Raw genomic sequence first — 25,283 nt, 5'->3', positions numbered from 1 at the left:
AGTGCTGAAATACACTGAGTTGGTGATGGATCATTTCAAAAACCCAAGAAACCTGGGTAAAATAGAAGATGCAGATGCTCAAGCAACTGAAGGTAGCATAGCCTGCGGTGATATGATGACCGTCTATCTGAAGATCGAGGACGATCGCATTGCAGATATAAAATTCGAGTCTTACGGTTGCGCGGCGAATATTGCCACTGCCTCCATGATGACCGAGGTTGTCAAGGGGCTTTCTCTTGAAGAAGCAAAGCAAATAACATGGAAGGAGATAGTGGAGAAACTCGGTGGCTTACCACAAGTAAAATATCACTGCAGTAACCTTGCTGTTGATACTCTCAGAAAGGCAATAAAGACATATGAAGAATCAACATCAAGGAGTGTAAAAGATGAGAGTATATCTTGACCATGCGGCAACAACACCAGTCTTTGAAGAAGTAGCCCAAGAAGTTGTAAAAGTTTTAACTGAGAACTTTGGCAATGCCTCGAGTTTACATTCCCATGGTCAACAGGCAAAACAAATCTATGAACAAGCCAGAACAACCATCGCAAACCACATAAATGTTTCACCCGAAGAGATTTTCTTTACATCTGGCGGGACCGAGTCAGATAACATAGCTATCATGGGTTTCCTGAGAGCGAACTTTCCAAATGGCGGCCATATCATTACAACTCAGATAGAACATCCAGCAGTCTTACAAGTGGCAAGAGAACTGGAAAAACACGGTTATCGTGTCACATACCTAAAACCAACTTTTGAAGGGTATATCACACCAGATGATTTTGAAAAGGCTATTAGAAAAGATACCGTCCTTGCATCTATAATGTGGGTCAACAATGAAACGGGTGTGATTCAGCCAATTGAAGAGATCTCAAAGATAGCAAGAAAATATGGAATAGTTCTGCACAGTGATGCAGTACAAGCAATTGGAAAACTGAAGATAGATGGATCACTCGTCGATATGCTCTCGGCATCTGGTCATAAATTTTATGCGCCAAAAGGTTGTGGCTTTCTATACGTGAACAGATCTGTAAAATTAGACCCGATCATCTACGGCGGAGGTCATGAAAAAGGTTTGAGAAGTGGTACAGAAAATGTCCCTGGTGCACACGGAATGGCTGTCGCACTGAATGTGATTGAGAAAAACTATTCAGAGTGGTCCAAGAAAATCCAATCTTTGAAAAAAAAGATCATCGATGCAGTATCACAGCTTTCTGATTACCATATAAATGGTGATAGGACTATCTTTTCTCATATAAATATCTCTTTTAAAGGTATTCACGGTGAAACACTGGCAACAGCACTTGATATGCGTGATATATCTGTTTCGACGGCTTCTGCGTGTTCTTCACATCATAAAATGGTTAGATCTCATGTACTTGAGTCAATGGATTTAGACGATTGGATGATTGATGGAGCGATTAGAATAACACTTGGATATGATAATACTGAAGATGAGATAGAGTATTTTATCCAAGTATTGTGCGAAGAAGTGAAACGATTGCGAAGAATTTGAGGGGTATCTGATGGCGTATTCAGAGAGATTCAAGGAATTGTTCATGCATCCAAGATATGCTCAGGAAATAGATTACACACATACTGCAGAAGTCGTGTATCCAGACCATGGAGATAGAGTCAGGATATTTTTGAAGATCGAAAACTACCAAATAAAAGATATCGCATTCAAGGCTTCTGGTTGCCCAAGGGTGATAGCCTCAGCCGAGGCCGTGTGCAGACTGGCAAATGGAAAGCATATCGACTTTGTCAAAACATTGAATGAGGAACACGTTAGACAAGAAATGGAATTTTATGATAAAGGCTTTGACTGTATAAAGGCTCCTTTGGAAGCTTTGAAAAAAGCTGTCTCAAAGATTGAATCATGAATGGACTGTCAAGGGGTATTCTCTACAGCGCAGTTGCCGGTATGGCGACAGGCTTAGGTGCCTTACCCTTTCTTTTCATCAAGAAGGCGGCGAGTGAGAAGTTTATAGATAGCTCACTCGGTTTCGCGGCGGGTGTAATGCTTGCCGCGAGTGCCTTTAGTTTGGTTATTCCATCAATGGAATTGGGTGGACCCATCAAGTTTGCAGTTGGATTCATGCTCGGTGGTCTCATGGTAGATTTGATTGATAAGTTCGTTCCACATGAGCATTTTATGAAAGGTCATGAAGGACTTGAATCTCGTAGACTCAAGGGTATATGGCTATTTGTGATAGCGATAACGATACACAATTTTCCAGAAGGTATGGCAGTTGGTGTCTCTGGGTTCACTCCCCATGCTTTTTCAGTGGCAATGGCGATAGGTATTCAAAACATCCCAGAAGGCGCGGCAGTCGCAGCGTCGCTTATAAACGCAAAATACAGCCCAATGAAAGCCTTTGCAGTGAGTTTTCTGACAGGTTTGGTAGAAATAGTCGGAGGAGCAATTGGAGCTATCATCACTCGTTTTTCATCTCTCTTAATGCCATACCTAATGGCTCTTGCGGCTGGAGCAATGGTTTTTGTGATAAGTGATGAGATCATACCGGAGACTCATTTGAAAGGTAAAGAAAGACTAACCACTTACTGGGTCTTGGTTGGTTTCACGTGTATGTCTGTCCTTGACCTAATCTTGGGTTAGAAAAATACCCAGAGTATTGAAAAAATACCGATGAGCACGCCAGCAAGCAAAAGTGTGCCGACTGTATTGTCTCTAAGGATATAATTAGTTGGTAATTTGAGTTTTTCGTACGTAACATTTTTCTTTATTGGATCAACGTCTATGAGATAGATCGATTCAGCATGAGAAGCCGCCTCAAAAAGATAACTATTTTGAATCTTTTTGAGTTCAGGTCCACGATGATCATGACCGCTCAGAATCAAGTCGATCTTTGGAAAAGATTCAAGAATTTTTATATCACTTTCATGTTGCAGATGGTTCAAGCAGATGATGTAATCAACTTTTGGGAGAGTCTCAAGAACCTTTCTCAGTGACTCGAAAGGATCTTTTGGCAAATCGTTGTGATACTCAACACGGTTGGCAAGGTGCTGTATCGTTGTCAAACCTATGACTGCGATTTTCACGCCGTCGATATCAAATATGCGAAACGGTTCAAGGTCTTGAACATTTGCTCCAATCAATGATTTGTTGATCTTCTTATATTCTTGCAACCATTTATGAGAAAAATAATATTCGTGATTACCCAAAACCATGGCATCGTATCCAACTTTCTTTACGTATTCCAGAACTGATGATCTCCTATCACCCACAAAAGGTAACTGAATCTTTGAGTCAAAAAGATCTCCACCGTCTAAAACCAAGGTCTTATCTCTATCTATACCCGATAACCACTCGATAAGACCAGCAGGTCCAAATCCATCCACATTTAGAGTTTCATGTAGATCACTTGTGAAAACTATTTGGAAAGATAAACATTGAGAGAAGAAGATAGTTAAAATGAAAAATAGAAAGAAACACCGCAAAGAGTATCACCTCCATAATTCATAGAAGCAATCATACCAAATTGCCATAATCGAATGTGTGCAAGGAGTTTCAAAAGCCTTTCACCATTTTCGTATATTCTCAGCGAAGCACCAAGATTGACATATTGATCAGGTAATATTCCATAACTCTCCACAATAGTTGAGAAAACAATACTCTTGTACTGAGCCATATCGAATCCAATTGTGAAGTGATTAAATGCGAGAAATGGTTTTCTATCTTGAATATAAAATCCGATCTCGTCCTTTGAGATTTTGGTTGTCAACTCAAGTCTTGAATATTTCAAAATTCTGGTTAACAAAGCAACTCGTTCATCATCGATACGAATCGAAAAATTCGCCGAAGGAGAGATGGTAAAACTCAAATTGTTTTCTGACCACATCAAAACTGCGTGGATAGTGTCAAGTGTATAACAAAAATCATCGGTATAGAGGATATTGCCAAAACCAATCAAAGCCATAGAAAGTGATATTACAATTACTATAAGGCATTTCACTTCAATAATACCCCTCGATTATTGTATCATTTTATTAGTGGAGGTGAGTCTGTGAACAAGAAAATCGATGACATTGTTTTTGCAAACAGTCAACAAATGTTCCAAGAGATATCGAATCTCATAAAAATCAAGTCCGTCAAATCTGAACCAGCAGGTGTTGATAAACCTTTTGGAGAAGGTATTGCAAAGGCTCTTGAGTACGCTCTTGATCTTGGTAAGAGACTTGGTTTCCAAGTCAAGAACGTGGATGGTTATGGTGGACACATAGAGTACGGTAGAGGGGGGAAGTTATTCGCAGTCTTAGGCCATCTGGATGTCGTACCAGAGGGCGATGGTTGGTCGGTAGATCCTTATTCGGGATTGATCAGAGATGGTTATTTGTGGGGGAGAGGCGCATCAGATGACAAAGGTCCGACAATTGCAGCCATCTTTGCACTCAAAGCCGTGAAGGATGCAGGATATGATGTGAAAAATCGTGTACGAATAATACTTGGAACCGATGAGGAATCTGGTTGGGATGGTATCAGGTATTACTTTCAGAAAGAAGAAGCTCCAGTCTATGCAGTAACACCAGATGCAAACTTTCCGATAATCTATGCCGAGAAAGGCATTATAAACTATAAAATAAGCTCTTCTCTCAAAAAATCAAAGAAATCTGGTGTCGATATCGTCCATCTAAAAGCCGGAGAGGCTTCAAATGTCGTACCGCAAAGAGCAGTAGTTATCATGAAGTCCTTCAAAGATCAGATTCTCAAAGATTTGGAAGAATTCAAGCCAAAAAATGGCGCGAAGATTTCTTGGCAAGTGAATGGTGACGAGTTGAAAATTGAGGTAAAAGGCAAATCGGCTCATGGTTCTAAACCTGAACATGGTATCAATGCGGCTGCTGCTCTATTTGACTTTTTAAGGACAATGGAAATCAATGACGAAGGTATCGAGACATTCATAAGAACTATCTTTACAAGGATTGGTTATGAAACCGATGGTAATTCACTGAGAATTTCTGGTACAGATTGTATAGCCGGTCCGTTGACACTCAATCTTGGTACAGTTGATCTTGACAATGACAAGATAACGGCTGTTATTAACATACGTTATCCAATCTATTATTCAGAACCAATGCTTTCCAAACAAGTGATAGAGGCTTTGAAGCCTTTACAAGTAGAACCAAGGAATCACCATGCACCTTTGTTTGTTTCACCAGATAGTGAATTAATCAAGATGTTGAGTGAAGTCTATACCGATGTTACCGGGGAAAAAGCTCAGTTATTGACCACAGGTGGGGGAACTTATGCGAGAGCCGTCCCATGCGGTGTTGCCTTTGGGCCATTGCTACCAGGCAGGCCTGAGACCGAACATCAGCCAGATGAGAGAATAGCACTTGACGATCTTGTTTTGATGACTCGAATTTATGCACAACTCCTTTACAAAGTCTTGGTGGAGTGGTAAACATGAGAAAACTCGGTTTGATATTGATCTTGTTTTTTTCGATGTTAAGCTTTGGTTCGTATTTGACCTTTGATACAAATGATGGTGTTGCATTGCACTTTCCGATGAATGGTTTTGAAGTCTTTGTGGGTTACAGGTATAGTGGTTTCAGTTTCAGTTATCCACTCTGGGAGATTGGATCCAGGGTAGAGATGGCTATAGATCCATTTTCCCAATCTGGTTATCTAATGGGCGGTGTGTATGTCGAGAAAGATAATTCACATTTGGAATTGGGATTGATGCCTTCTATTCTCTCTGAACAAGACAATGGTTCAAGATTTATAAAAAGGGGAAATCTCGATTTTTATCTCAAGGCATCTCATCAAATGAATTTGTTGGGTTTCGAGCTTCTTGCTCAAAAGACCCTTCTTGGTTTTTATACCGACACCAACAAACAGTTGACCTTTGTCATACCACCTTTGGAACTTGAATCGATGGGGGTTCTTTTGCAACCTTCTGTGAAATTCAACCTTGGTCAATCTCCAAAGGTGAGTATAAAAATAGGCTATATCCTAAATCTTTCTTGGACACAGAGTTTACCATCTGCGTTAATGAATTTGGGTGGTTTTAGAATAACTTTTGCTGTTGGGGACTTTTAGCTTTAAACTTTATAAGCTCGAGAAATTCTGATTCAGTTATGATTTTTATTCCTATGCTTTTTGCTTTATCCAACTTGGAGCCTGGATTCTCACCGACTATGAGATAGTCGGTGTTTTTTGTTACACTATCGGTAACCTTCCCACTTAGTGAATGTATGAGATTTTCTATTTGATTTCTTGAGAAATTCTTCAAGACACCCGTAATTGCAAAGGTCAATCCGGCAAGTACTTGTTCGTGTTGTCTTTGATCTTCCTGAAGTCTCAGTCCTGCTTTCTGTAATTTTTTGATTAATTCTTTTGTTTTATCATCGTCAAAATATTCCCTTATACTTCTGGCTACTTCAGGTCCTATACCAGGTATCTGGGTTAATTCATCAACAGTTGCATTCATGATTTTTTCAATGCTTCTCATGTTCTCAGACAAGATTCGAGCCGTCTTTTCGCCAACCATAGGTATACCAAGTCCTGTGATGACCTTATGCAAAGGTGCATTTTTCGATTGTTCTATCTGTGATAGGAGATTGGCAATTGTTTTATGACCTATTCCAGAACCAAGTTGCGTAAGCTCAAAAGGAGTTAAGTAAAATATGTCTGCAAGGTCCTTTACTAAACCAGAATCAACCAATCTTTCTATAATCTTTTCTCCTAACCCCTTGATATCAAGTGCGTTTCGAGCTGCAAAAGTTTCAAGAGATCTCTTCAATTTTGCTGGGCAATGTGGGTTAAGACATCTGAGTGCAACATCGTCTGAGTTTAACTTTCCCACCTTCCCAGAACATATAGGACAGCTTTCAGGTATCTTTATCTTTTTCTCTTGACCAGTTCGTTTATTTGTGTCTACATAGAGAACCTGAGGAATTATTCCACCAGCCTTTTCTATATAAACCCAGTCACCGATCCTGATATCTTTTTCTTCGATATAGTCAAAATTATGTAGTGAAGCCCTTTTAACCACAGTTCCCGCAAGTTGGACGGGTTCGAGTTCTGCAACAGGAGTTAAAACACCGGTTCGGCCAACTTGAACGGTTATATCCAATATTTTCGTCTCCACCTTTTGAGATGGGAATTTAAAGGCTATTGCCCATCTTGGTGCCTTGGCTGTCGTTCCAAGCATCCTTTGCAACTCAAACTGATTCACCTTCACAACCACACCATCAACCCAATATGATAGGTCATCTTTTCTATGTGTCCACTCACTCCAATATTCGATAACCTGGTCTATGTTTTTGCAAAGTTTTGAATCTGGATTCACTTTGAAACCCAGATTTTTTAGCCAATTGAGAGCATCCCATTGGGTTTTGAGATTGTATTTTTCCGGGTTCAGAACATAGTATATGAATGAATCAAGATGTCTTCTTCTCGTGACACTCGTATCGAGCTGTCTAATAGTCCCCGCTGTTGCGTTTCGGGGATTTGCGAAAAGTGGTTCTCCAAGATCCAATCTCTCGTTATTGAGTCTTTCAAATTCTTGAACTGGCATATAGATTTCTCCACGTACTTCGATATCAATTGGCTCTCTCAATCTCAAAGGAATGCTGTGAACTCTCTTCAAATTTTCTGTTATGTCCTCGCCTCGCGTTCCGTCTCCCCTTGTCAATCCTAAAACAAACTTGCCTTTTTCATATCTCAGCGCAACTGAAACTCCATCTATCTTCAATTCAGCAACATATTCAACAACCTGTAGTTCAAGCGCTCTTTTTACACGATCATCGAATTCTCTTATTTGAGTTTCGTCATAGGTATTATCCAGGCTCAACATAGGCTCTGAATGTTGAACGGTTCTGAATTCATCTAAAACTTTGTCACCTATTCTCTGAGTTGGTGAATCTGGTGTTACCAATTCAGGATATGTCTTTTCTAAATCAATGAGTTCTTTCATTAATCTGTCGTATTCTTCATCACTTATCACAGGATCAGCCAGGACGTAATATCTGTAGTTGTGATATTCTATCTGCTCTCGCAGTTCTTCCACCCTTTTTTTAACTTCTTCTGGGATATTGCTCATCTTTCTCCCCCACATATGAATCGATTATTTGAAAGATATTCCAAAAGAGTAATTGCAGGTTTACTTCCAAATTTTTGATGATTCTCTATATATTGCTCAATAGCCCTCGATCCGGCGATATCGACAATTACTTTCAGCGACAAGAATTCTACATCGTTTTCAATACACACCTTTGCCGCCGCTGCAGAATCCATATCCACACACAGTGCAGATGTTGATTCAAAGATTTTCTTTGCCTCTACATCTGTTGTGATGAATCTATCTCCAGAGGCAATCAATCCAGAGATGAAATCATTTTTCTCGAGAAAATCTGAAAAACAACTTTGACGTGGTTCTAAGATTAAATCCAAATTTACTCTTGGAGTGAAATCATATTCAATATATCCAGAACCAGCCACAATTGAGCCAATTGAAAGATCATTTCTCAATGCTCCAGCAGCGCCAAGAACAACGATGGCATCTACCTTGTAATGATCTATCAAACTTTGAATTAACGCTGCAGTCTCTATCTTTCCAACGCAACCGCTTGTTATTATGATCTCGTTACTTCCAATCACACCTCTGATCACAGGTCTTCTAATCAATTCAGCATTTTCCAATCTATGTGTTAACCCATCAACAAGAGGCATGATTTCTTGAGGTAATACACCAACAGCGGCAATCAAAAATCCTCACCCTTTTGAAATTTTACCATAGAACTCGATATTGAAATACTATCTTGGAAGTGAATTTGAGGTGTGGTATTATCTTAATGTAAAGTGAGTCAGGGGGTAGTTCAGAAGGAAGAACGCCGGAATCGGGGTCCGGAGGTCGAGGGTTCAAATCCCTCCCCCCTGACCATTTTTTGAGTGAATTTTGCATAACTTCGACAGCGCCAATTCCACAAATTCGTATGGGTCTTCTACCTGATAATCCCCAATTGAGTACATAACTTGTTGTATCATCTTTCTTAGAATGTGCTCGGCATGGTGTTGGGTTCTTTTCTTTCTTCTATGTCTCAACGTCCCGTTGTCATGAAAGAATTGCCACAATTTCTCTATTTTCTCAACAAGCTCTTGTACCCCATCGAGTGTATGCGAACTTGTTTTACATAACTGCTCTTCACTCTTACCAGCGAGTGAAATAAAGGCAAGGAGTTGAGTGTAGAGAGTATCGCTTTCCGGTAGGTCACTCTTGTTCACCACATAAAGATCTGCTATCTCCATTACACCAGCTTTTAACATCTGAACATCGTCTCCGAGACCTGGTGATAATACCAAAACAGTGAGATCGGCCAGATTAGAAATCTCCACCTCAGATTGTCCAACTCCAACTGTTTCGACTAATACATAATCAAATCCACTTGCTTCTAACAGGTTTACCACATCAAATACCGCGTCGCAAAGTCCGCCGAGAGCCCCACGAGACGCCATACTCCTGATGAAAACTTTTTCATCGACGAAATGATCTCTCATTCTTATGCGATCACCTAAGAACGCACCCTTACTAAAAGGACTGGATGGATCAATGGCAACCACGGCAACTGACAGATCTTTGTTTCTGATCCATCTGATAACTCGATCGATAAGGCTACTCTTCCCAACACCAGGACTCCCGGTGAAACCTATTACTTTTGACTGATGTTCAGGAAAACGTCCAACGATTTCTGGTGCCAACTCGGGGTTGTTCTCTATCTGGGTGATCAACTTTGCAAGTGTCTTATGATCCACCTGTACTTGCCACTCCCTCTTGCAAGATGGATTTGACTTCTTCTACGATCTTTGACAATGGCGTACCAGGTCCAAAGACTCTTTTTACTCCCATTTGAAGGAGTTGTGGTACATCATCGGGTGGGATGATTCCTCCAACGAAAACCGGTATATGCTCTATTCCTTCTTTTTTCATCAAATCAATAACCTTTTTTGAAAGCTGTAAATGTGCTCCAGATAATATCGAAAGACCTATCAAATCGACATCTTCCTGTAGAGCAGTTCTAACTATCTGTTCAGGTGTCTGACGAAGACCAGTGTAAATCACCTCAAAACCAGCATCGCGCAAGGCATGCGCCACGACCTTTGCACCACGATCATGACCATCAAGACCAGGTTTAGCAATAAGAATTCTAAAGATTCTCATTTATTCCACCTCGCTCACAAAATCATGGATTCGGTATACTCACCGAAAACATCTCTTAGGGTGTCTGTGATCTCGCCCAGCGTTGCATACACACTGACTGCATCGAATACATATGGTACTATATTCTCACCATTTTTCGCGGCTTGCTTAAGGTTTTTCAATGCGCTTCGAACAGCATCATTATCTCGCTCTTTTCTGAGTTTTTTCAAAGCGATTACTTGCCTTTCTTCGACAGATGGATCGACCTTTAAGATGTTTTTCAACTGGTGTTCTTGATCTGTCTGAAACGCATTCACACCAACCACGATTTGTTCTTTCTTCTCAACGGCGAGTTGTTGCTCATAGGCACTGTTGTGAATTTCCTTTTGAACATATCCTGTTTCAATTGCCCTAACCATACCACCCAACGAATCCACTTTTTCTATGTATTCCCATACTCTATTTTCTATCTCGTTGGTCAAAGTTTCGATCACAAATGATCCAGCAAGGGGATCAACTGTGTCAGCTACGCCAGATTCATATGCGATTATCTGTTGCGTTCTCAACGCAACCTGTACCGACTCTTCCGTTGGTAATCCCAAGGCTTCGTCGAATGAATTTGTGTGCAGCGATTGAGTACCACCAAGGACAGCGGCTAAGGCTTGCAAAGCAACACGAACGATGTTGTTGAGTGGTTGCTGTGCAGTCAATGTAGAACCACCCGTTTGGGTATGAAACCTCAATTTGAGTGCCTCCGGGTTGGTAACCTTGAATCTCTCTTTCATGATCCTTGCCCAAATTCTGCGTGCAGCTCTGAATTTTGCGATCTCTTCCAGAAAATTGTTGTGTGCCGCAAAGAAAAATGATAGTTGCTTACCAAAAACATTGGGATCGAGTCCAGATTTGATCGCCGCATCAACATAAGCTATACCATCACAAAAGGTAAAAGCGAGTTCCTGAACGGCATTTGCACCAGCTTCACGTATGTGATAACCGCTGATGCTTATCGTATTCCATTTTGGCATATTTTTTGAGCAGAATTCAAAGATATCGGTTATGATCTTCATCGAAGGTTGAGGGGGAAAGATGTATGTTCCTCTTGCAATATATTCTTTTAGAACGTCGTTTTGTATGGTTCCCCTGAGTTCGCCAATGTTGGCACCTTGCTTTTGCGCAGTGACAGCATACATACCAAGTAAAATAGCGGCTGTTGAGTTTATTGTCATTGAAGTGCTCACATCTTTTAAGGGAATGCTATCAAAAAGAATTTCTATATCTCTCAAAGAATCAACGGCAACACCTACACGACCAACTTCCCCTTGTGCAAGTGGGTGGTCTGAATCATATCCCATTTGAGTTGGTAAATCAAATGCCACTGACAGACCTGTCTGCCCTTGTTGCAAGAGGTATTTGAATCTTTTATTCGTTTCCTCTGCCGTACCAAAACCAGCATACTGGCGCATAGTCCAAAATCTTCCACGGTACATTGTTCTTTGCACGCCTCTTGTGAAAGGATATTCTCCAGGCATTCCAAGATCATTTAAATAATCGGTATTTTGAAGATCAAGCGGTGTATAAACTCTTCTGATCTCTATACCAGATCTTGATCCAAATCTCTCTGATCTTTCAGGAAACTTCTTCAATTCTGCTTGGAGTTGTTCTTCCCACTCTTTTACCTTTTTTGAAAGGCTATTCAAAAACTCTTTATCATACATATTTCATCACCCCCTGAGAGATTTGTTTTAACAAAAATGCGCAACAACCTCTAAAATGATCGCCAGATTTATTCACAGGTTTCACGATGACATCCACGATATCCTCAAGTTCACCTTGTAAGATGGATCTGTAAGAACCTCTTGGTTGCATACAACCAAGAGCAACTACTTTGAAAAGCTTCTTTGCATATTCAAAGATGGCTGTGACTTCATCAACAGGTGGAGGATTACAAGATTCGTAGGTTGTGCCAAAAGTTGGTATGAAGACATTCAGAACAATTGAATCAAAGTATCTACTGAGTATTTCAATCGATTTGTATTCATGTGTTATTTTTCCACAATCTATTCCTATTGTTATATGAGGAACTGAAAAAGCTCCCAGAGATCTCATTACTTCAATCTGTTGGAGTGGATCTCTATCAATACCGTAGATTTTTTTCATTGTCTCTGAATCGGAGAAAAAATCAAAACTGACAACATCTGCGATATCTCTAAAGTCATGAACAAAATTCAATGGAAAACCAATGTGAAAGTTGTACTGAAGATCATATTTTCGCTTCAAAAATCCAAGTTTTTTGAGAAGTGCATCGGTGTAAGGTATCTCTCCAACACCATTTAAACCGCCACTGATCAAAAAAGAATGATGGCCTTCTCGAATATATCCTTCCATCTCTTCAAAGGTTTTCATATTGCTCAGGTAATGTTTTCCACAATGTGCACAATTAAGGGCACACCATCGCCCTGTAAGAGAGATTGGAATTGTGTCCTGCGGATCGACCAAAATCAACTAATCATCACCGTATAGATCTTATCATTTAACGCACTAAATTTCAAAGTAATGGTATTATCTATGGCGGTTGGTGGTTTTGATGGAAGATATACTCATCTGGTTTTGTAGGAGAAATATAATCCCTTGCGCCATTTTCAAAGATGGAACTGGATATGAGGTAAACCCGCTCTTTAAAAATTTTCTCACAATCACAGATACAAACACAAAGGAAAAAATAAAGTTACTGGTTGAAGAAAGCCGCAGTAAACCAACGGCAACCTTGAATTTTTTGATGGACAAATGTGGTATATGGCAGACTCTAACGGCTTTTTCGATTCAACAAAAGAACTCGATATATACCATACTCTTATTAGAACCAAACCCAAACCTTGTAGAACATGCCGCAACTTTTTTTCAAGCTATGCCAATTTCACCAGTAATGATTGTGAACAAAAAGGTCGAGATACTCTTTTGCAATAAACCAGAATTTGACCGATTCGAACAAATGCATCCACAACAATGGGAAAACATTAAGAAGATGATTCAAAAAGCCTCTAAAAACAATTCAATCGTCCAAGATGACATTATCATAAACAATGAATTGTACAAAATAATAGTGATACCCGAATATGACGATTTCTTAGTAGTATTCAAAGATATCACTTCTCAGAGATTAGCAGAGGAAAGATACAAACAACTTAGACTCTTTGGGTTGCACTTTTCCTTAGTAGAAAAGATCATGAATGTATTGAGTGAAGAAAAAACCGATCTTCGAAAGATTGGGAGAATAATCTATGAAGAGACAAGAAAGGTTGTGCCGATCGACACCTTTTATCTTGCATTGGTTGATGGTGAATTTGTTGTCATTGAATATGGTATAAATCAAGGAAAAGAGATAACGGGTTTAAAAATCAAAAGGGGATATACTGGTTTATCGAATTATGTTATAGACAAAGGTGAATTCACATACATCCCAAACACAAAAACTGTGCGTTTGGATCCTTACAAACCAAAAGCGATAGTGCCAGGAGAAACCAATAAGATCTGGAGTTATGTGGGTATTCCTCTAAAACTCGGTAGTAAGATTGTTGGCGCAATAAGTTTTCAAAAATTGGGATCCAGGGCTTTTACAGAATCTCATTTAGCCCTTTTTGAGTTGATTGGTAGGGAAATAGCTGTCGCAATGAAAATGAAATCTCTATTTGATGAGTTGGAAACTCAACGTCTGAGATACAAAGAAATTGCCATGAAAGATTCTCTCACAGGTTGTTATACAAGGTATTATTTCATGGAATATTTTGAAAGGTTTCAAGGTATTATAGAAAGAAAAGGTGGCCAAATTTGTTTTGTCATGATCGATGTGAACAATTTCAAGCATATCAACGACAGTTATGGCCATGTCATTGGTGATGCTGTTCTAAGAGAGGTTGGAAAATCTTTGTTGAAAAGTGTCAGAAAGATGGATCTTGTTGTAAGATATGGAGGAGACGAGTTTTTGCTGATGCTTCCATATGTTGATGTTGATAAAGGCAATCAAATTGCTGAGAGGATATCCAGAAAGATACAAAATTTAAAGATCACTGGATTCGATGAAAGATTATCTGTGAGTTTTGGTGTTTCGATTTTTGATGGTTCACGTACCTTAGAAGAAGTTTTAAAGATCGCCGATAAAAATATGTATAAGATGAAAAAGGGGGAAAGGCCATGAAGGTCTATGTTTCTGTTGATATGGAAGGGCTTGCTGGAATATCGATGTGGAGTGAGGTCACCCCAAGACAGAGCAAGGAATCTTTTGAGATACTTTATGAACATCTAAAGGCTTTGCTTCAAGGATTATTTGAAAGTGGAAAAGTGGATTATGTTTTGATATCTGACTCACACGCTGCAGGAGACAACATATACTACAAAATAACAGAAGAATTTGAGAATGTTGAAATTGCCCATGGATCTTTAAGAAAAGATTTCATGATGATAGGTTTGGATAAAAGTTTTGATAGAGTCATTTTTCTTGGGTATCATGCTGGTGTTGGCGCAAAATATGGAATTATGGACCATACATATTCCAGTTCGGTCATTCATAATTTCTGGATAAATGGGCAGCGCATGAATGAAGCTATCATAAATGCGGCTTTCGCTGGTTATCATGGAGTTCCACTTGCACTCGTAATAGGTGACAACACATTACAAAAAGAACTGCAACAATCGTTGAAAGGCGAATACCTATATGTTGTAACAAAGGAGTCAACGGGAAGATTCTCTGCTATCATGAAACCAAAGTCACTTGTAATGAGACAGATAAAGGAAGCCGCTCAACGCGCTGTGCAAATTGAAAAGAGTAAACTACCTATTGTTAAATTCACGCCACCAATTGAGATGAAAATAGAATTAAAGGACACATCCTTCGCCGATGCAGCCGAATTGATGCCAGGGTTGGAAAGATTAGATTCCAGGACAGTCGTCTTTAAAGGCGACGATTATTCCGTGGTTTTTAATGCCATCATGGCCATTGTTTTCCTGGCAAAAGCAGTGAAAGACATTGGGGGGTAAACGATGAAATCTTTAAAAGAACTCGTTGAACGTGCAAAAACTTCGGGTAGAAAGAATATAGTCGTTGCAGGATGTGAAGATGACGAAGCCGTTAAAGCCGCGAGAATGGCTTACGAAGAGAGAATCGTTGAGAAGATTTTTCTTGTGGGTACTAAGAGAAACTGGATAGGTAATGAAGTGGAATTCGTACATACACAGACCGAAGAACAAACGGCAGAAGAAAGTGTGAAAATAGTTTCATCTAATAGGGCAAACATACTCTTAAAGGGACTTGTAAAAACTTCTGTGCTGTTGAAAGCAGTGCTCAATAAAGAATGGGGACTGAGAAGCTCTGGGCTTTTGAGTCATGTTGCAGTTGTTGAAGTTCCCACACTCGATAGAGTTGTTTTTATAACTGATGGTGGAATGATTATCAAACCAACACTTGAAGAAAAGGTGGCGATAATTAAGAATGCTGTAGATCTCATGCATAAACTTGGTTATGAAAAACCAAAGGTAGCAATAATCTGTGCGGTCGAGACTGTGAACAAAGACATGCCTGAGACTATAGATGCATCGGTAATATCAAAAATGGCACAAAGGGGCGAGCTGAAAAACTGTATTGTCGATGGACCACTTGGCTTGGACAACGCTCTGAATATTAACGCAGCAAGAGTGAAGAATGTGAAAGGGGAGGTAGCTGGGCAAGCAGATCTTTTAGTGGTCCCCGATATTCATTCTGGAAATTTTCTGGGAAAATCTGCACTTTATTTTGCAGGAGGCAAAATAGCCGGCCTCATCGTTGGGGCGAAGGCACCTATAGTGGTCGTTTCCAGGGCTGATAATGCCGAATCAAAGCTCTTGTCGATAGCATTAGCTGCGTGTGTTGGGTGATATACCATGATAAAAATTCTCATGCCACTGGCGATCGCGAATGAAACACTTCTTCCAATGACCAACGAAAAGATGTATGTGAAACATTATGAAGACGAAGATGATTATGTACAGAAAATCCTTGAGGAGTTTTGGGATGTTGTATATGGTCCAAAACTCGATAAACAACCAGAAGCTATTTTCGTCGATAGTATCTCTGAGTTGATCTTAGCCATAAGATTTATCGAGACCAAGAAAGCTTTAGAGAGGTGTAGAAAAATCAATGATATAATGAATTCTTCTGTAGAACTTCAAGGAATAAAGATACTTCCAACACTAAGGCAGCTGCAGAAATTAAAAAACAACATCCCAGAGAAATTGGTGATCGTGGCAGAAAAAGGTATCAAGGTCGAAGCATATGTTGATTTTTTATCTGATGGCAAGTACACGGAAATCTCCACGGGCAATTACGAAGCAATAGTTGATGGTAAAAAAATCGTTGTGATAGAATCATCGATTCGTTTAGAGAAAGATTTGAATATAGAAATCCCACCTTTGAGGAAGAGAAAAGAAGATATTCCTTACATGATAGACCGTGCGCTTTCATTGATCCATAGTCGATACAAAAATATGCCGATGCATTTCCCCGACGAGCAAACCCTGAGGATGTTCACGTCGTACGATTGGCCTGGAAATACCCAAGAATTGCTCGAAACAATATATGCCTACGCAACTGGAAACGATATAGTCGATCATCTCATGGGAGCCAATACTATTACAACAGATGTTGAACAGATCGATTTGAAAAACTGTGTAAACAGCATGGTCGCCAAGATCGAAAAACAATTCATATATGATGCTCTACAGAAAACTTCCTGGAACAGAAAAAAAGCATCTGCAGTCCTCAAGATGAACTACAAGACTTTCTGTTATAAAATGAAAAAATATGGAATAAGCAGGCGCTAAATACCTTGGTTGGCAAAATGGAGTAGCTCTGCTTCTATGAAATCGTCGAGCTCTCCATCGAGAACTGCTTCAAAATTACCTGTTTCAACATTCGTTCTATGATCTTTTACCATTGTGTAAGGCTGCAAAACATAAGATCTTATCTGGTTACCCCAGGCTATTTCCTTCAGCTCACCTTGGATCTCTTCAAGTTGTTCTTTTCTCTTAGACAATTCCAATTGGTACAACTTTGCTTTGAGCATCTTCATCGCCTGAGCCTTATTTTGGTGTTGTGATCTTTCACTCTGACATGAAACAACAATACCAGTTGGGAGATGTGTTATTCGGACGGCAGAATCTGTCCTGTTGACATATTGACCACCATGACCAGACGCCCGAAAAGTATCTATTCTCAAATCTTCTGGTTTAATCTCTACTTCTATATCGTCTGATATCTCGGGTATTACATTCACAGATGCAAAGGAAGTGTGTCTCCTTTTTGCCGCATCGAATGGTGATATTCTCACAAGTCTATGTACGCCTCTTTCGTGTTTCAGATAACCATAGGCATATTCACCCTTTATCAGAACCGTTGCGCTTTTTACACCGGCTTCTTCACCAGGTTGAAAATCGAGCAACTCAACTTCAAAACCTTTTCTCTCTGCCCATCTCATGTACATTCTGAGTAACATCTGAGCCCAATCGTGTGATTCAGTTCCACCAGCACCGGGATGCACTGTCAGATAAGCATTACTCGAATCGAGCGGATCGTTCAGAATTAACTCAAACTGAAAGCGGCGTAGATCTCTTTCAACGTTTTTAACAAGTTCCTCGACATTTTCTGCAATCTGTGGGTCTTCTTCACTCAATTCGATACCAACATCGATATCCTCCAGATGTCTTCTAATTTTCTCCATGTCGTTGAGAAGGTCCTTAAAATGTTGTATCTTTCGTGAAAGTTCACTGGCTTTTCTTTGATCTTTCCAAATGTCTGGGTCGGACATTTGATGCTCCAACTCTTTCAATTCTTCTTTTATTTTTTCTGGATTGATGAGTTTTAGAAAATTATTGTATTTTTCCTTTAACTCGTCTATTTTCACACGAGTTTCATAAGCTATCATTCAGTGATTCACCTCTTCACTTTGAATCTCTTTTTTATTTTCTCATCTTTTTGTAACTTTCTCCTCTCGGATCTGTTTACAATGTTGAACTCTTCGTGCACAAGTTGGAGATTTGCAAGATCTTTCTTTGCTTCTTGCTCTGCTTTTTGCTTATCTGCTCTCACAACTCTCAGCATCCAGGAGACAACAAGTTCATTCACCCTTGCTATCATCTCGTCGAATAACGCGTATGTTTCTTTTTTGAACTCTATTATTGGATCTCTCTGACCATAAGCCCTCAGGTTGACGGCTTCCTTGACATGCTCTACCTCTTCAAGATATTGTCTCCAGTTATCATCTATGATGCGCAATACCAAGAATTTGAGAAATTGAGTGTATTCATCTCCTATTTCTTCCTTTTTTCTCTTGTAAGACTCTTTCAAAGAATTTATCAAAAATTCTTTCAATTGCTCTTGTGAATCTATCTTCTGTCCATCTAAGTTCACCACACCTTTTGGTAGAATGGAGAGTGAGTTCTTTAGACCCTCGAGATCCCACTCAGACCCGTCACAAAAGTCACTTATCCTTCTTTCAACAAAATCTTCGATTGCCTCATCTATATATTGTTCCACCTTACCTGACAAAATCCAATCTCTGTAAGAGTAAATTGAATTTCTCTGCACGTCTAAAACGGTATCCATTTCCATTAAGTGCTTCCTTATAGAAAAATTAATTCCCTCTACCCTCTTTTGTACGGTCTCTATTAACTTCGTCAGAAGAGGGTGTTCAATGGGTTCACCTGGTTTGATCTTCAGGACATTCATCACTCTTTCGAGTTGATCTTTCCCGAATATCCTTAATAAATCATCTTCAAGCGACAGATAGAATCTTGATTCTCCTGGGTCGCCTTGCCTACCAGAGCGACCTCTCAATTGATTGTCGATACGTCTGCTTTCATGACGTTCTGTCCCTATGATACATAGACCACCGAGTTCAGTGACTCCTTCACCCAATTTTATATCTGTACCTCTCCCAGCCATATTTGTTGCGATCGTAACTGCATTTTTTTGCCCAGCAAGAGCCACTATCTGCGCCTCTTTTTCATGATACTTGGCATTTAACACCTGGTGTGGTATATTCATCTTTCTAAGCATCGAACTCAACAATTCACTCTTTTCTATCGATGTCGTTCCTATCAAAACAGGTTGTCCTTTTTTGTACCTTTCAGCAACATCGGCTACTACTGCCGCGTATTTTTCAGATTGTGTTCGATAGATGAGATCATCATGGTCTTTTCTTATCATTGGTTTATGGGTTGGAATTACTACTACTTCCATATCGTAGAGCTGTTTGAATTCTTCCTCCTCAGTTTTGGCAGTACCGGTCATTCCGGCGAGTTTTTCGTACATTTTGAAGTAATTCTGAAAAGTTATAGTTGCATAAGTTATGGACTCTTCTTTTATTGGTACTCCTTCTTTTGCCTCTATTGCCTGATGTAATCCTCCACTGTAACGTCTACCAGGTAAAAGTCTGCCTGTGAATTCATCCACTATGATTATTTCTTGGTTCATAATGACATAATCGACATCTTTCTTGAACAAATGCAACGCTTTCAGTGCATTCAACAGGTGATAGACGTTGTTCACATTTGAAGGATCATATAAATTTTCGATTCCTATCAATTTTTCAGCTTTCTCGATACCTTTTTCTGTCAAAATGACCATTCGTGCCTTTTCGTCAACGGTGAAATCTGTGTCCTTTATCATCTTTTTTGCCAACGATGCAAATCGTTTATAAATAGAAGCGCCTTCTCTTGATGGTCCAGAGATTATCAATGGAGTACGAGCCTCGTCGATCAAAATGCTATCGACTTCGTCTATTATCGCGTAGAAGTGTCCTCTTTGAACCTTATCATTCAGATCAAGAACCAGATTATCGCGTAAATAATCAAAACCAAATTCATTGTTTGTACCATACGTGATATCACATTCATATGCCTTTTTTCTGTCTATTTCAACCAAATCAACAGCAAATGCCTCTACTGCCCTTTGATTTTTCATATGATCTTTCAAAAACTCATCTGTGTAATCCTGTGGCCAAACCGAAAGATTTTCACTTATTGCCGATTCAAAGGCATCCTTGTTTTTCCACACGACCTCGTATGATTTCCCAAGTTGATTTATGACTCCAACCCTGAGCCCAAGAAATAGATACAACGGTCCCATCCAAAGTGCGTCACGGCGAGCAAGGTAATCATTGACGGTGACAAGATGTACACCTTTTCCAGACAAGGCGTTGAAATACAAAGGCATCGTTGCCGCAAGAGTCTTCCCTTCACCAGTCTTCATTTCGGCTACCTTACCTTCGTTAAGTGCGAGTCCACCAACGACTTGAACATCAAAAGGATACATTCCTAAGACTCTCTTTGCCACAGTTCTTGCAAGTGCAAAACAATCGATGATATTTTCATCACTCACGTTCTTTTTCATTTCTTGTGATAGATTGATGAGCTCAAGATTACTCATCTTTGAGATACGTTTCTCAGATTCTTTTATTTTCTCGACAAACTTGAAATACCTTTTGAGCAAAATTTTGTTTCTATCAAAAATGGCAAATCCCATTTCACATTACCTCCACTCTGTAAATGATTACGCCACTATCGATGAATTGAGAGAATAAAACTCTACCTCGTGCTTTGGATCCGAGCATAGATTCAACGATGTTGCCCAAATCTACATAAATTCTCATCATGTCTTTCTCGGGAAATTTCTTCGATAAATACTGATATGCAGCATCATCTCGTAATCTTTTTCGATTCGATGCCTTTTGATAGTCTTCTCTTGTCATATTTGTCACGATAAGATCCTTGCCAACCGTAAAAAACGAGACAAAGCCATTCAAGATGGGTAATCTCAATTCTCCACCAAAATCACGTGCTCCATAGGATTTTATCAGATTCATATCAAAATCTGTGGCTAAGTTAAAAATAGCAGCAAACCGCACTTGCTCACTGGAAATGTCACCTGTCAAATAGACTCTGCCTGTACTAACTTCGAGTATCGACGAAATAATCTGATAAATCTTCCTGACCTCTTCCTGAGCACCTTGGAACCACGATGCAATACTCTGTGCTATATCAGATGGACCACTGGCAGTTACTGAAAATGCAAAATTTCCTATAAAAGGCATATTTCTCATCGTTGCAGAATTAGATAAATATTTGTTCAAATCTGTACTCTTCTTCAGATATTGTTTTACTTCAATGACTAAAGACTCTCCATTGGGAATACCAGTGACAGTGAAATAATCGCTATCCAGTGAATTGGTGTCGATACCAGCCAAGTTAGTACTGAAGGAATTACCCTTGAAAAAACCACAGATCCAAGCAGGTTGATTTATCAGATCTTTAACTGGATAACGGTTACTGAATTGATCAGTCGGTCTATCATAGACGTCAATTGCTTTTTCTAAAGCGCTCTTACTACCACTCAATACTATGTAACCTTTGTGGTATCGTGCGAAAATGGCTACATCGGTATCCTGAAGTATCCAAGTCTTTTCATTGGTAGAAACCTTCAGATTAGTCACACCCGCTATGAGTTTGATAAATTCTTCGGGTTTGTCGGTCTCAAATACCAGTATGGAATCTGTTCCGATATTTCTCAAGGCTTCCACATAATAATTCAAATCAACAGAGAAAAACGATCCAACATCCAGAGTCACACCTTTTGATGCAAATAGTATATTCTTGCTTATGGCTTCATAGAAAATATCTGGAGAGACTCTCGTATTGTAACCTATATTTTCAAGTAATGATTTGGTGACATACTCAAGACCAAGACCATTTTCTCCAAGAAGAAAATTGAAAAACTGAACCGATGAGATCTTCGGATAATACGTTCCATTGTCTTTGAAAATAATGAAAAAATCGTAATTCGCTGGTACAAAATCTATGATTTCAGCCAAAAAACAAATTGGCAGTAATACAAGAAAGATAATCAATATCGCCTGACGCATATCATTTCTCACCTCTGAAGACTGACCAAGCCTCGTTCACAACGTTGACAATTGTCTCATTATCCACTAAATCAGAGCAAACTTTTGAAAAATAAGCAAGATATTCAATATTCCCATCAGAACCAGTGATGGGAGAGTAAGTTAAACCACACCCAAAGAGCCCTTCTTTCATACTATCTCTAAGGATTTCAATAATTACCTTAATGTGACACTCTTTTGACTGAGAAAAGACTGGTCCGGTTTCGAATTGTGGTTTTATCAACAAGACAGCTATGCCGTTTTCCTTCAAAACAGAACTTATCGCTCTTAATAAGATTCTCACAGATATAAATGACACATCACAAAGAACAATATCAACCAATTCTCCTATTTTGTCAATACTCAAATATCTGGCATTGAAGTTTTCAAAACATACAACCCTTGGATCGACTCGAAGCGAATCTGCAAGTTGATTACTTCCCACATCAACGGCGTATACCTTTTTCGCTCCATGTTCAATTGCGAATTGTGTGAATCCACCCTTAGAAGCCCCAATATCACATATCACTTTGTCATTGAAGTTTATTCCAAAGACATAATAGGCCTTCTCTAATTTCTCAGCGGCTCTACTGACATATTTTCTTGGTTTTAAAAGCTCTATCTTTGAACTATCGTCGACGATCTTCGCGGGTTTTTCACATATCTCTCCATTGACGAGTACTCTCTTCAATTTTATCAAGTCCCGCGCCTGAGATCTGCTGCAAACAAAGCCTTTTTGAACAAGAAAGATATCGATTCTTTGCTTCACCTTTCTACCACCCAGCATCCTGTTTGAGTGACAATAACAGCTCCCCAATCGAAAAATTTGATTTTGATCACATTTTCGAAAGAACGCGGTTCATCTATGTAAAGAACGGCTTGACTTCCTTTCATTACAGCAAAACCAATATGTGACCTGATGACATAACCATCCTGTGGTGATTTCAATGTAATTATACCTTCTTTCCAGGTTCCAAAGTCATAACAATCTTGGTTTGAAACAACCTGACCATTTTCATTCAGCGCGATGAGTTGATTATTAGAGCCAACGTAGATCAAATCTTTATTTGAACCTATCCCCCATGCGCCTAAAAGACGTTTTTCCCACAAAATCTTTCTGTTTTTCAAATCTATTGCCTTCACATAACAAAAGATATCAAGAACATAAAGCCTGTCCTTGTTAACGGTCCAATCCACAATAGGACCACAGATTTTCATGGTCCAAGATAAATCTATGGGAGATATCATACCATTTGCGAGTAAAAGATACTGGTCATACCGTCCGATAATCGGTGTGGTGATTGGTGTATTATCAACTTTCACCGTAATAAGTTTTTTGAGAATCGTCTCATTAACAATATCAAATGGCTCTTCAACATAAAAAGAACGCCCATCTGGGAATGACAATCTACCGAATTTGTAAATCGCAAAATTGTCTTTAATCTTGTAAACCATTGCTGCATCTTCTACAAAAAAAACGGGTTCATCTATATCCATATCTCTATCGACGTATATTGTCTTACCAAAAAATTCGTAAAATCCCTCCGATAAAAGTAACTTGCGCCCCTTGACAGTCACCGAATAGATTTTTTCTTTGTATCTGAATTCAACAGGTTTATTCGTCGATGCCTTCTTCACATCTATTTGATCACCTATTTCAACTAAAAAACCCGTTTTGGGTTTTTCGACAGGTGGAAACAATTCAACAAAAATGTTTGTAAGATGATCAATCAATCGCGAAATATCAGTCGTATCACTTTTACGAATTTCTTTATATGAAACTTCGTAATGAGCTAATTCATGTGATGTCTTGATCGATACGTATAACACATCTCCAACACCAAAAAGTACCCCTAATTCGTTGAGCTTTTCTTCCAAAGAATCCCTATACTGCGCTGGTCCATCGTAGAGAAAATTTACAACAGGGAGTTTTAGCCATTGGGAAATGACCTCAAGGTCCTCAGTAGCCGGTTCGGTGATCCCGACGTAGTAAACCACACCAGCTTGTTCATAGATGTACATTTCTCTACCATGTAGATTGAATTTTCCAAGGTCAGCGGCAATCAGAAATCCACAGAGTAAAAGTATAACCCATGTGGTGGCGCCGTAGCTGCCGCCTGAGACCGGTCTCTCAATTCCAACACTTCCTTGATTTTCTCTGGTTTCCATTCGCCAGTTCCCACCTTAACAAGCGCACCAACAATATTCCTAACCATTCGTCTCAAAAATGAACGACCTTCTACCCGGATCAGAATCAACCTATTTCTCATTTTGATTACCCTTATTCGATAAATGGTTCTTGTAGTAGTTTTTTGTTGAGTATCGTCGCTTTTCATAAATGATTTGAAATCATGCTCTCCCTCAAGAAATTTTGCAGCGACTCTCATTTTCTCAATATCCAATTCATATGGAAACCACCAGGCATAATTTCGAATAAAAAGATTGGGCTCTTTTGAGTTATATATAAAATAGTGGTAAATCCTCCTTTTAGCATCAAACCTCGGATGAAAGTTTTCATCAACTTCGATTATTCTGCGAACATAAACATCATCTGGCAAATTGGCATTCAAAGCATTTTTCATGCTCATTGGATCAATCTCAATTGGGCAGCTGAACAACACCACCTGACCAACTGCATGGACTCCCGTGTCAGTTCTTCCGGCGGCAATGGTTGTCACTCTTTGCTTGAAAATTCTTTCAAGAGCTTCCTCTATTACCCTTTGAACAGTTCTTACATCACTTTGAGTCTGAAAACCAAAAAACTGCGTCCCGTCATAAGATACAGTTGCTAAGAATCTCTTCATAATTCTTCAACCTCTGAAAGCAGAGAGGAGCTATAAGCCGGATTCTGTAATAGGTGGTCATCTATCTGGGAAGAGCCTTTCGACTCTTCTCAAGCGGCCTACCCGGGTTTATAGGGCGGGATCACCCAAACCCTGCTTGGCCTTGCTCCGGATGGGGGTTACCGAGCCACCGGATTACTCCGATGCTGGTGAGCTCTTACCTCACCTTTCCACCCTTGCCCTTTTACGGGCGGTTTGAAGTCTCTATGGCCCTATCCAGGGATCACTCCCTCTGGGTGTTACCCAGCATCCCATCCCGTGGAGTCCGGACTTTCCTCAGGCAAGATTGCCTGCGACCACCCGCTCCTCTCTGCAA

The 25,283-nt window shown here is 39.6% G+C and carries 24 protein-coding genes, 1 tRNA gene and 1 other RNA gene; 11 read left to right on the top strand and 15 right to left on the bottom strand.

Annotation, left to right across the window (positions count from 1 at the left end):
* Position 1 precedes the first annotated feature (1 nt).
* The 4 genes from TSP02S_RS03770 to TSP02S_RS03755 are packed head-to-tail and all read left to right on the top strand — an operon-like array spanning position 2 to position 2,618.
* Positions 2-403, top strand: a complete 402-nt coding sequence (locus TSP02S_RS03770; RefSeq protein WP_041082001.1) for an iron-sulfur cluster assembly scaffold protein NifU — start codon at positions 2-4, stop codon at positions 401-403.
* Positions 387-1,514, top strand: coding sequence for a cysteine desulfurase family protein (locus TSP02S_RS03765; RefSeq protein ID WP_041082000.1), 1,128 nt, complete (start codon positions 387-389; stop codon positions 1,512-1,514). Before TSP02S_RS03770 ends, TSP02S_RS03765 begins: the two co-directional genes overlap by 17 nt.
* A 10-nt stretch (positions 1,515-1,524) precedes the next feature.
* The gene (locus tag TSP02S_RS03760; RefSeq protein ID WP_041081998.1) at positions 1,525-1,881 is read left to right on the top strand and encodes an iron-sulfur cluster assembly scaffold protein; all 357 of its coding nucleotides are present in this window, start codon (positions 1,525-1,527) and stop codon (positions 1,879-1,881) included.
* Positions 1,878-2,618, top strand: a complete 741-nt coding sequence (locus tag TSP02S_RS03755) for a ZIP family metal transporter (protein ID WP_041081997.1) — start codon at positions 1,878-1,880, stop codon at positions 2,616-2,618. Before TSP02S_RS03760 ends, TSP02S_RS03755 begins: the two co-directional genes overlap by 4 nt.
* Here TSP02S_RS03755 and TSP02S_RS03750 read toward each other — a convergent pair.
* Both TSP02S_RS03750 and TSP02S_RS03745 read right to left on the bottom strand, forming a co-directional pair.
* Positions 2,615-3,460, bottom strand: a complete 846-nt coding sequence (locus TSP02S_RS03750; RefSeq protein ID WP_041081995.1) for a metallophosphoesterase — start codon at positions 3,458-3,460, stop codon at positions 2,615-2,617. The two genes, TSP02S_RS03755 and TSP02S_RS03750, sit on opposite strands and share 4 nt — an antisense overlap.
* Positions 3,430-3,975 carry a hypothetical protein gene (locus TSP02S_RS03745; protein ID WP_041081993.1) on the bottom strand — a complete coding sequence of 182 codons (546 nt, stop codon included), beginning with the start codon at positions 3,973-3,975 and terminating at the stop codon, positions 3,430-3,432. Before TSP02S_RS03745 ends, TSP02S_RS03750 begins: the two co-directional genes overlap by 31 nt.
* Before the next feature lie 51 nt (positions 3,976-4,026).
* On the opposite strand from TSP02S_RS03745, the gene pepV reads away from it, so the two are divergent.
* Together pepV and TSP02S_RS03735 are read left to right on the top strand one after the other, a co-directional pair.
* A complete protein-coding gene (gene pepV, locus TSP02S_RS03740) occupies positions 4,027-5,424 on the top strand; it encodes a dipeptidase PepV (protein ID WP_041081992.1) in 1,398 nt (465 codons plus the stop codon).
* Between the two features lie 2 nt (positions 5,425-5,426).
* Positions 5,427-6,062: a hypothetical protein gene (locus TSP02S_RS03735; protein WP_041081990.1), complete on the top strand. Its 636-nt coding sequence runs from the start codon at positions 5,427-5,429 to the stop codon at positions 6,060-6,062.
* On the opposite strand, the gene ligA is transcribed toward TSP02S_RS03735, so the two are convergent.
* Entirely contained in the window at positions 6,031-8,067 is a 2,037-nt protein-coding gene (gene ligA / locus TSP02S_RS03730) for an NAD-dependent DNA ligase LigA (protein WP_041081988.1), read from the bottom strand. The genes TSP02S_RS03735 and ligA overlap by 32 nt on opposite strands.
* Positions 8,064-8,732, bottom strand: coding sequence for a 5'-methylthioadenosine/S-adenosylhomocysteine nucleosidase (locus TSP02S_RS03725; RefSeq protein WP_041081986.1), 669 nt, complete (start codon positions 8,730-8,732; stop codon positions 8,064-8,066). The genes ligA and TSP02S_RS03725 overlap by 4 nt, the downstream gene beginning before the upstream one ends.
* Positions 8,733-8,831: 99 nt before the next feature.
* On the opposite strand from TSP02S_RS03725, the gene TSP02S_RS03720 reads away from it, so the two are divergent.
* A tRNA-Pro gene (locus TSP02S_RS03720) sits at positions 8,832-8,907 on the top strand.
* Here the strand turns inward: TSP02S_RS03720 and meaB are convergent.
* From meaB to TSP02S_RS03705, 4 genes are read right to left on the bottom strand one after another with little or no spacing between them, the layout of a single operon-like run.
* The gene (gene meaB / locus TSP02S_RS10840) at positions 8,886-9,776 is read right to left on the bottom strand and encodes a methylmalonyl Co-A mutase-associated GTPase MeaB (protein ID WP_082025898.1); all 891 of its coding nucleotides are present in this window, start codon (positions 9,774-9,776) and stop codon (positions 8,886-8,888) included. The two genes, TSP02S_RS03720 and meaB, sit on opposite strands and share 22 nt — an antisense overlap.
* Complete coding sequence (locus TSP02S_RS03715; RefSeq protein WP_041081984.1) at positions 9,766-10,182, bottom strand: cobalamin B12-binding domain-containing protein; 417 nt, start codon at positions 10,180-10,182, stop codon at positions 9,766-9,768. Before TSP02S_RS03715 ends, meaB begins: the two co-directional genes overlap by 11 nt.
* Positions 10,183-10,196: 14 nt before the next feature.
* Positions 10,197-11,876 (bottom strand): acyl-CoA mutase large subunit family protein, encoded by a 1,680-nt coding sequence (locus TSP02S_RS03710; protein ID WP_041081983.1) that lies wholly within the window; start codon positions 11,874-11,876, stop codon positions 10,197-10,199.
* Positions 11,869-12,564, bottom strand: coding sequence for a radical SAM protein (locus tag TSP02S_RS03705; protein WP_332370266.1), 696 nt, complete (start codon positions 12,562-12,564; stop codon positions 11,869-11,871). The genes TSP02S_RS03710 and TSP02S_RS03705 overlap by 8 nt, the downstream gene beginning before the upstream one ends.
* A 181-nt stretch (positions 12,565-12,745) precedes the next feature.
* Between TSP02S_RS03705 and TSP02S_RS03700 the strand changes: the two genes are divergently transcribed.
* Genes TSP02S_RS03700 through TSP02S_RS03685 form a run of 4 tightly spaced genes read left to right on the top strand, consistent with a single transcriptional unit; the run spans position 12,746 to position 17,010 of the window.
* Complete coding sequence (locus TSP02S_RS03700) at positions 12,746-14,353, top strand: sensor domain-containing diguanylate cyclase (RefSeq protein WP_041081981.1); 1,608 nt, start codon at positions 12,746-12,748, stop codon at positions 14,351-14,353.
* A complete protein-coding gene (locus tag TSP02S_RS03695) occupies positions 14,350-15,192 on the top strand; it encodes a M55 family metallopeptidase (RefSeq protein WP_041081979.1) in 843 nt (280 codons plus the stop codon). Before TSP02S_RS03700 ends, TSP02S_RS03695 begins: the two co-directional genes overlap by 4 nt.
* A 3-nt stretch (positions 15,193-15,195) precedes the next feature.
* Positions 15,196-16,065 carry a bifunctional enoyl-CoA hydratase/phosphate acetyltransferase gene (locus tag TSP02S_RS03690; RefSeq protein ID WP_041081977.1) on the top strand — a complete coding sequence of 290 codons (870 nt, stop codon included), beginning with the start codon at positions 15,196-15,198 and terminating at the stop codon, positions 16,063-16,065.
* Between the two features lie 6 nt (positions 16,066-16,071).
* Positions 16,072-17,010 (top strand): helix-turn-helix domain-containing protein, encoded by a 939-nt coding sequence (locus TSP02S_RS03685; RefSeq protein ID WP_041081975.1) that lies wholly within the window; start codon positions 16,072-16,074, stop codon positions 17,008-17,010.
* On the opposite strand, the gene prfB is transcribed toward TSP02S_RS03685, so the two are convergent.
* From prfB to rnpB, 7 genes are all read right to left on the bottom strand, one after another.
* Entirely contained in the window at positions 17,007-18,110 is a 1,104-nt protein-coding gene (gene prfB / locus TSP02S_RS03680; protein ID WP_041081973.1) for a peptide chain release factor 2, read from the bottom strand. The two genes, TSP02S_RS03685 and prfB, sit on opposite strands and share 4 nt — an antisense overlap.
* 8 nt (positions 18,111-18,118) lie before the next feature.
* Positions 18,119-20,710, bottom strand: a complete 2,592-nt coding sequence (gene secA, locus TSP02S_RS03675) for a preprotein translocase subunit SecA (protein WP_041081971.1) — start codon at positions 20,708-20,710, stop codon at positions 18,119-18,121.
* Position 20,711: 1 nt separating this feature from the next.
* A complete protein-coding gene (locus TSP02S_RS03670) occupies positions 20,712-22,106 on the bottom strand; it encodes a hypothetical protein (protein WP_041081969.1) in 1,395 nt (464 codons plus the stop codon).
* A gap of 1 nt (position 22,107) precedes the next feature.
* Positions 22,108-22,893 (bottom strand): TlyA family RNA methyltransferase, encoded by a 786-nt coding sequence (locus TSP02S_RS03665; protein WP_052465299.1) that lies wholly within the window; start codon positions 22,891-22,893, stop codon positions 22,108-22,110.
* Positions 22,890-24,293 (bottom strand): hypothetical protein, encoded by a 1,404-nt coding sequence (locus tag TSP02S_RS03660; protein ID WP_144380715.1) that lies wholly within the window; start codon positions 24,291-24,293, stop codon positions 22,890-22,892. The genes TSP02S_RS03665 and TSP02S_RS03660 overlap by 4 nt, the downstream gene beginning before the upstream one ends.
* Positions 24,188-24,928, bottom strand: a complete 741-nt coding sequence (truA, locus tag TSP02S_RS03655; RefSeq protein ID WP_041081963.1) for a tRNA pseudouridine(38-40) synthase TruA — start codon at positions 24,926-24,928, stop codon at positions 24,188-24,190. The genes TSP02S_RS03660 and truA overlap by 106 nt, the downstream gene beginning before the upstream one ends.
* 17 nt (positions 24,929-24,945) lie before the next feature.
* Positions 24,946-25,279, bottom strand: an RNA gene (rnpB, locus tag TSP02S_RS10825) — RNase P RNA component class A.
* Between the last annotated feature and the right edge of the window lie 4 nt (positions 25,280-25,283).

Source organism: Thermotoga profunda AZM34c06 (assembly GCF_000828675.1).
Classification (GTDB): domain Bacteria; phylum Thermotogota; class Thermotogae; order Thermotogales; family DSM-5069; genus Pseudothermotoga_B; species Pseudothermotoga_B profunda.
This window is presented reverse-complemented; position numbering and strand designations above follow the sequence as displayed.

Excerpts from the sequence above, each read along its gene's own strand:
- TSP02S_RS03765 (WP_041082000.1), top strand. The coding sequence starts at position 387 with ATGAGAGTATATCTTGACCATGCGGCAACAACACCAGTCTTTGAAGAA.
- TSP02S_RS03760 (WP_041081998.1), top strand. The coding sequence starts at position 1,525 with ATGGCGTATTCAGAGAGATTCAAGGAATTGTTCATGCATCCAAGATAT.
- TSP02S_RS03755 (WP_041081997.1), top strand. The coding sequence starts at position 1,878 with ATGAATGGACTGTCAAGGGGTATTCTCTACAGCGCAGTTGCCGGTATG.
- TSP02S_RS03735 (WP_041081990.1), top strand. The coding sequence starts at position 5,427 with ATGAGAAAACTCGGTTTGATATTGATCTTGTTTTTTTCGATGTTAAGC.
- ligA (WP_041081988.1), bottom strand. The coding sequence starts at position 8,067 with ATGAGCAATATCCCAGAAGAAGTTAAAAAAAGGGTGGAAGAACTGCGA.
- TSP02S_RS03715 (WP_041081984.1), bottom strand. The coding sequence starts at position 10,182 with ATGAGAATCTTTAGAATTCTTATTGCTAAACCTGGTCTTGATGGTCAT.
- TSP02S_RS03710 (WP_041081983.1), bottom strand. The coding sequence starts at position 11,876 with ATGTATGATAAAGAGTTTTTGAATAGCCTTTCAAAAAAGGTAAAAGAG.
- TSP02S_RS03705 (WP_332370266.1), bottom strand. The coding sequence starts at position 12,564 with ATGAAAACCTTTGAAGAGATGGAAGGATATATTCGAGAAGGCCATCAT.
- TSP02S_RS03700 (WP_041081981.1), top strand. The coding sequence starts at position 12,746 with ATGGAAGATATACTCATCTGGTTTTGTAGGAGAAATATAATCCCTTGC.
- TSP02S_RS03695 (WP_041081979.1), top strand. The coding sequence starts at position 14,350 with ATGAAGGTCTATGTTTCTGTTGATATGGAAGGGCTTGCTGGAATATCG.
- TSP02S_RS03690 (WP_041081977.1), top strand. The coding sequence starts at position 15,196 with ATGAAATCTTTAAAAGAACTCGTTGAACGTGCAAAAACTTCGGGTAGA.
- TSP02S_RS03685 (WP_041081975.1), top strand. The coding sequence starts at position 16,072 with ATGATAAAAATTCTCATGCCACTGGCGATCGCGAATGAAACACTTCTT.
- prfB (WP_041081973.1), bottom strand. The coding sequence starts at position 18,110 with ATGATAGCTTATGAAACTCGTGTGAAAATAGACGAGTTAAAGGAAAAA.
- secA (WP_041081971.1), bottom strand. The coding sequence starts at position 20,710 with ATGGGATTTGCCATTTTTGATAGAAACAAAATTTTGCTCAAAAGGTAT.
- TSP02S_RS03670 (WP_041081969.1), bottom strand. The coding sequence starts at position 22,106 with ATGCGTCAGGCGATATTGATTATCTTTCTTGTATTACTGCCAATTTGT.
- TSP02S_RS03660 (WP_144380715.1), bottom strand. The coding sequence starts at position 24,293 with ATGGAAACCAGAGAAAATCAAGGAAGTGTTGGAATTGAGAGACCGGTC.
- truA (WP_041081963.1), bottom strand. The coding sequence starts at position 24,928 with ATGAAGAGATTCTTAGCAACTGTATCTTATGACGGGACGCAGTTTTTT.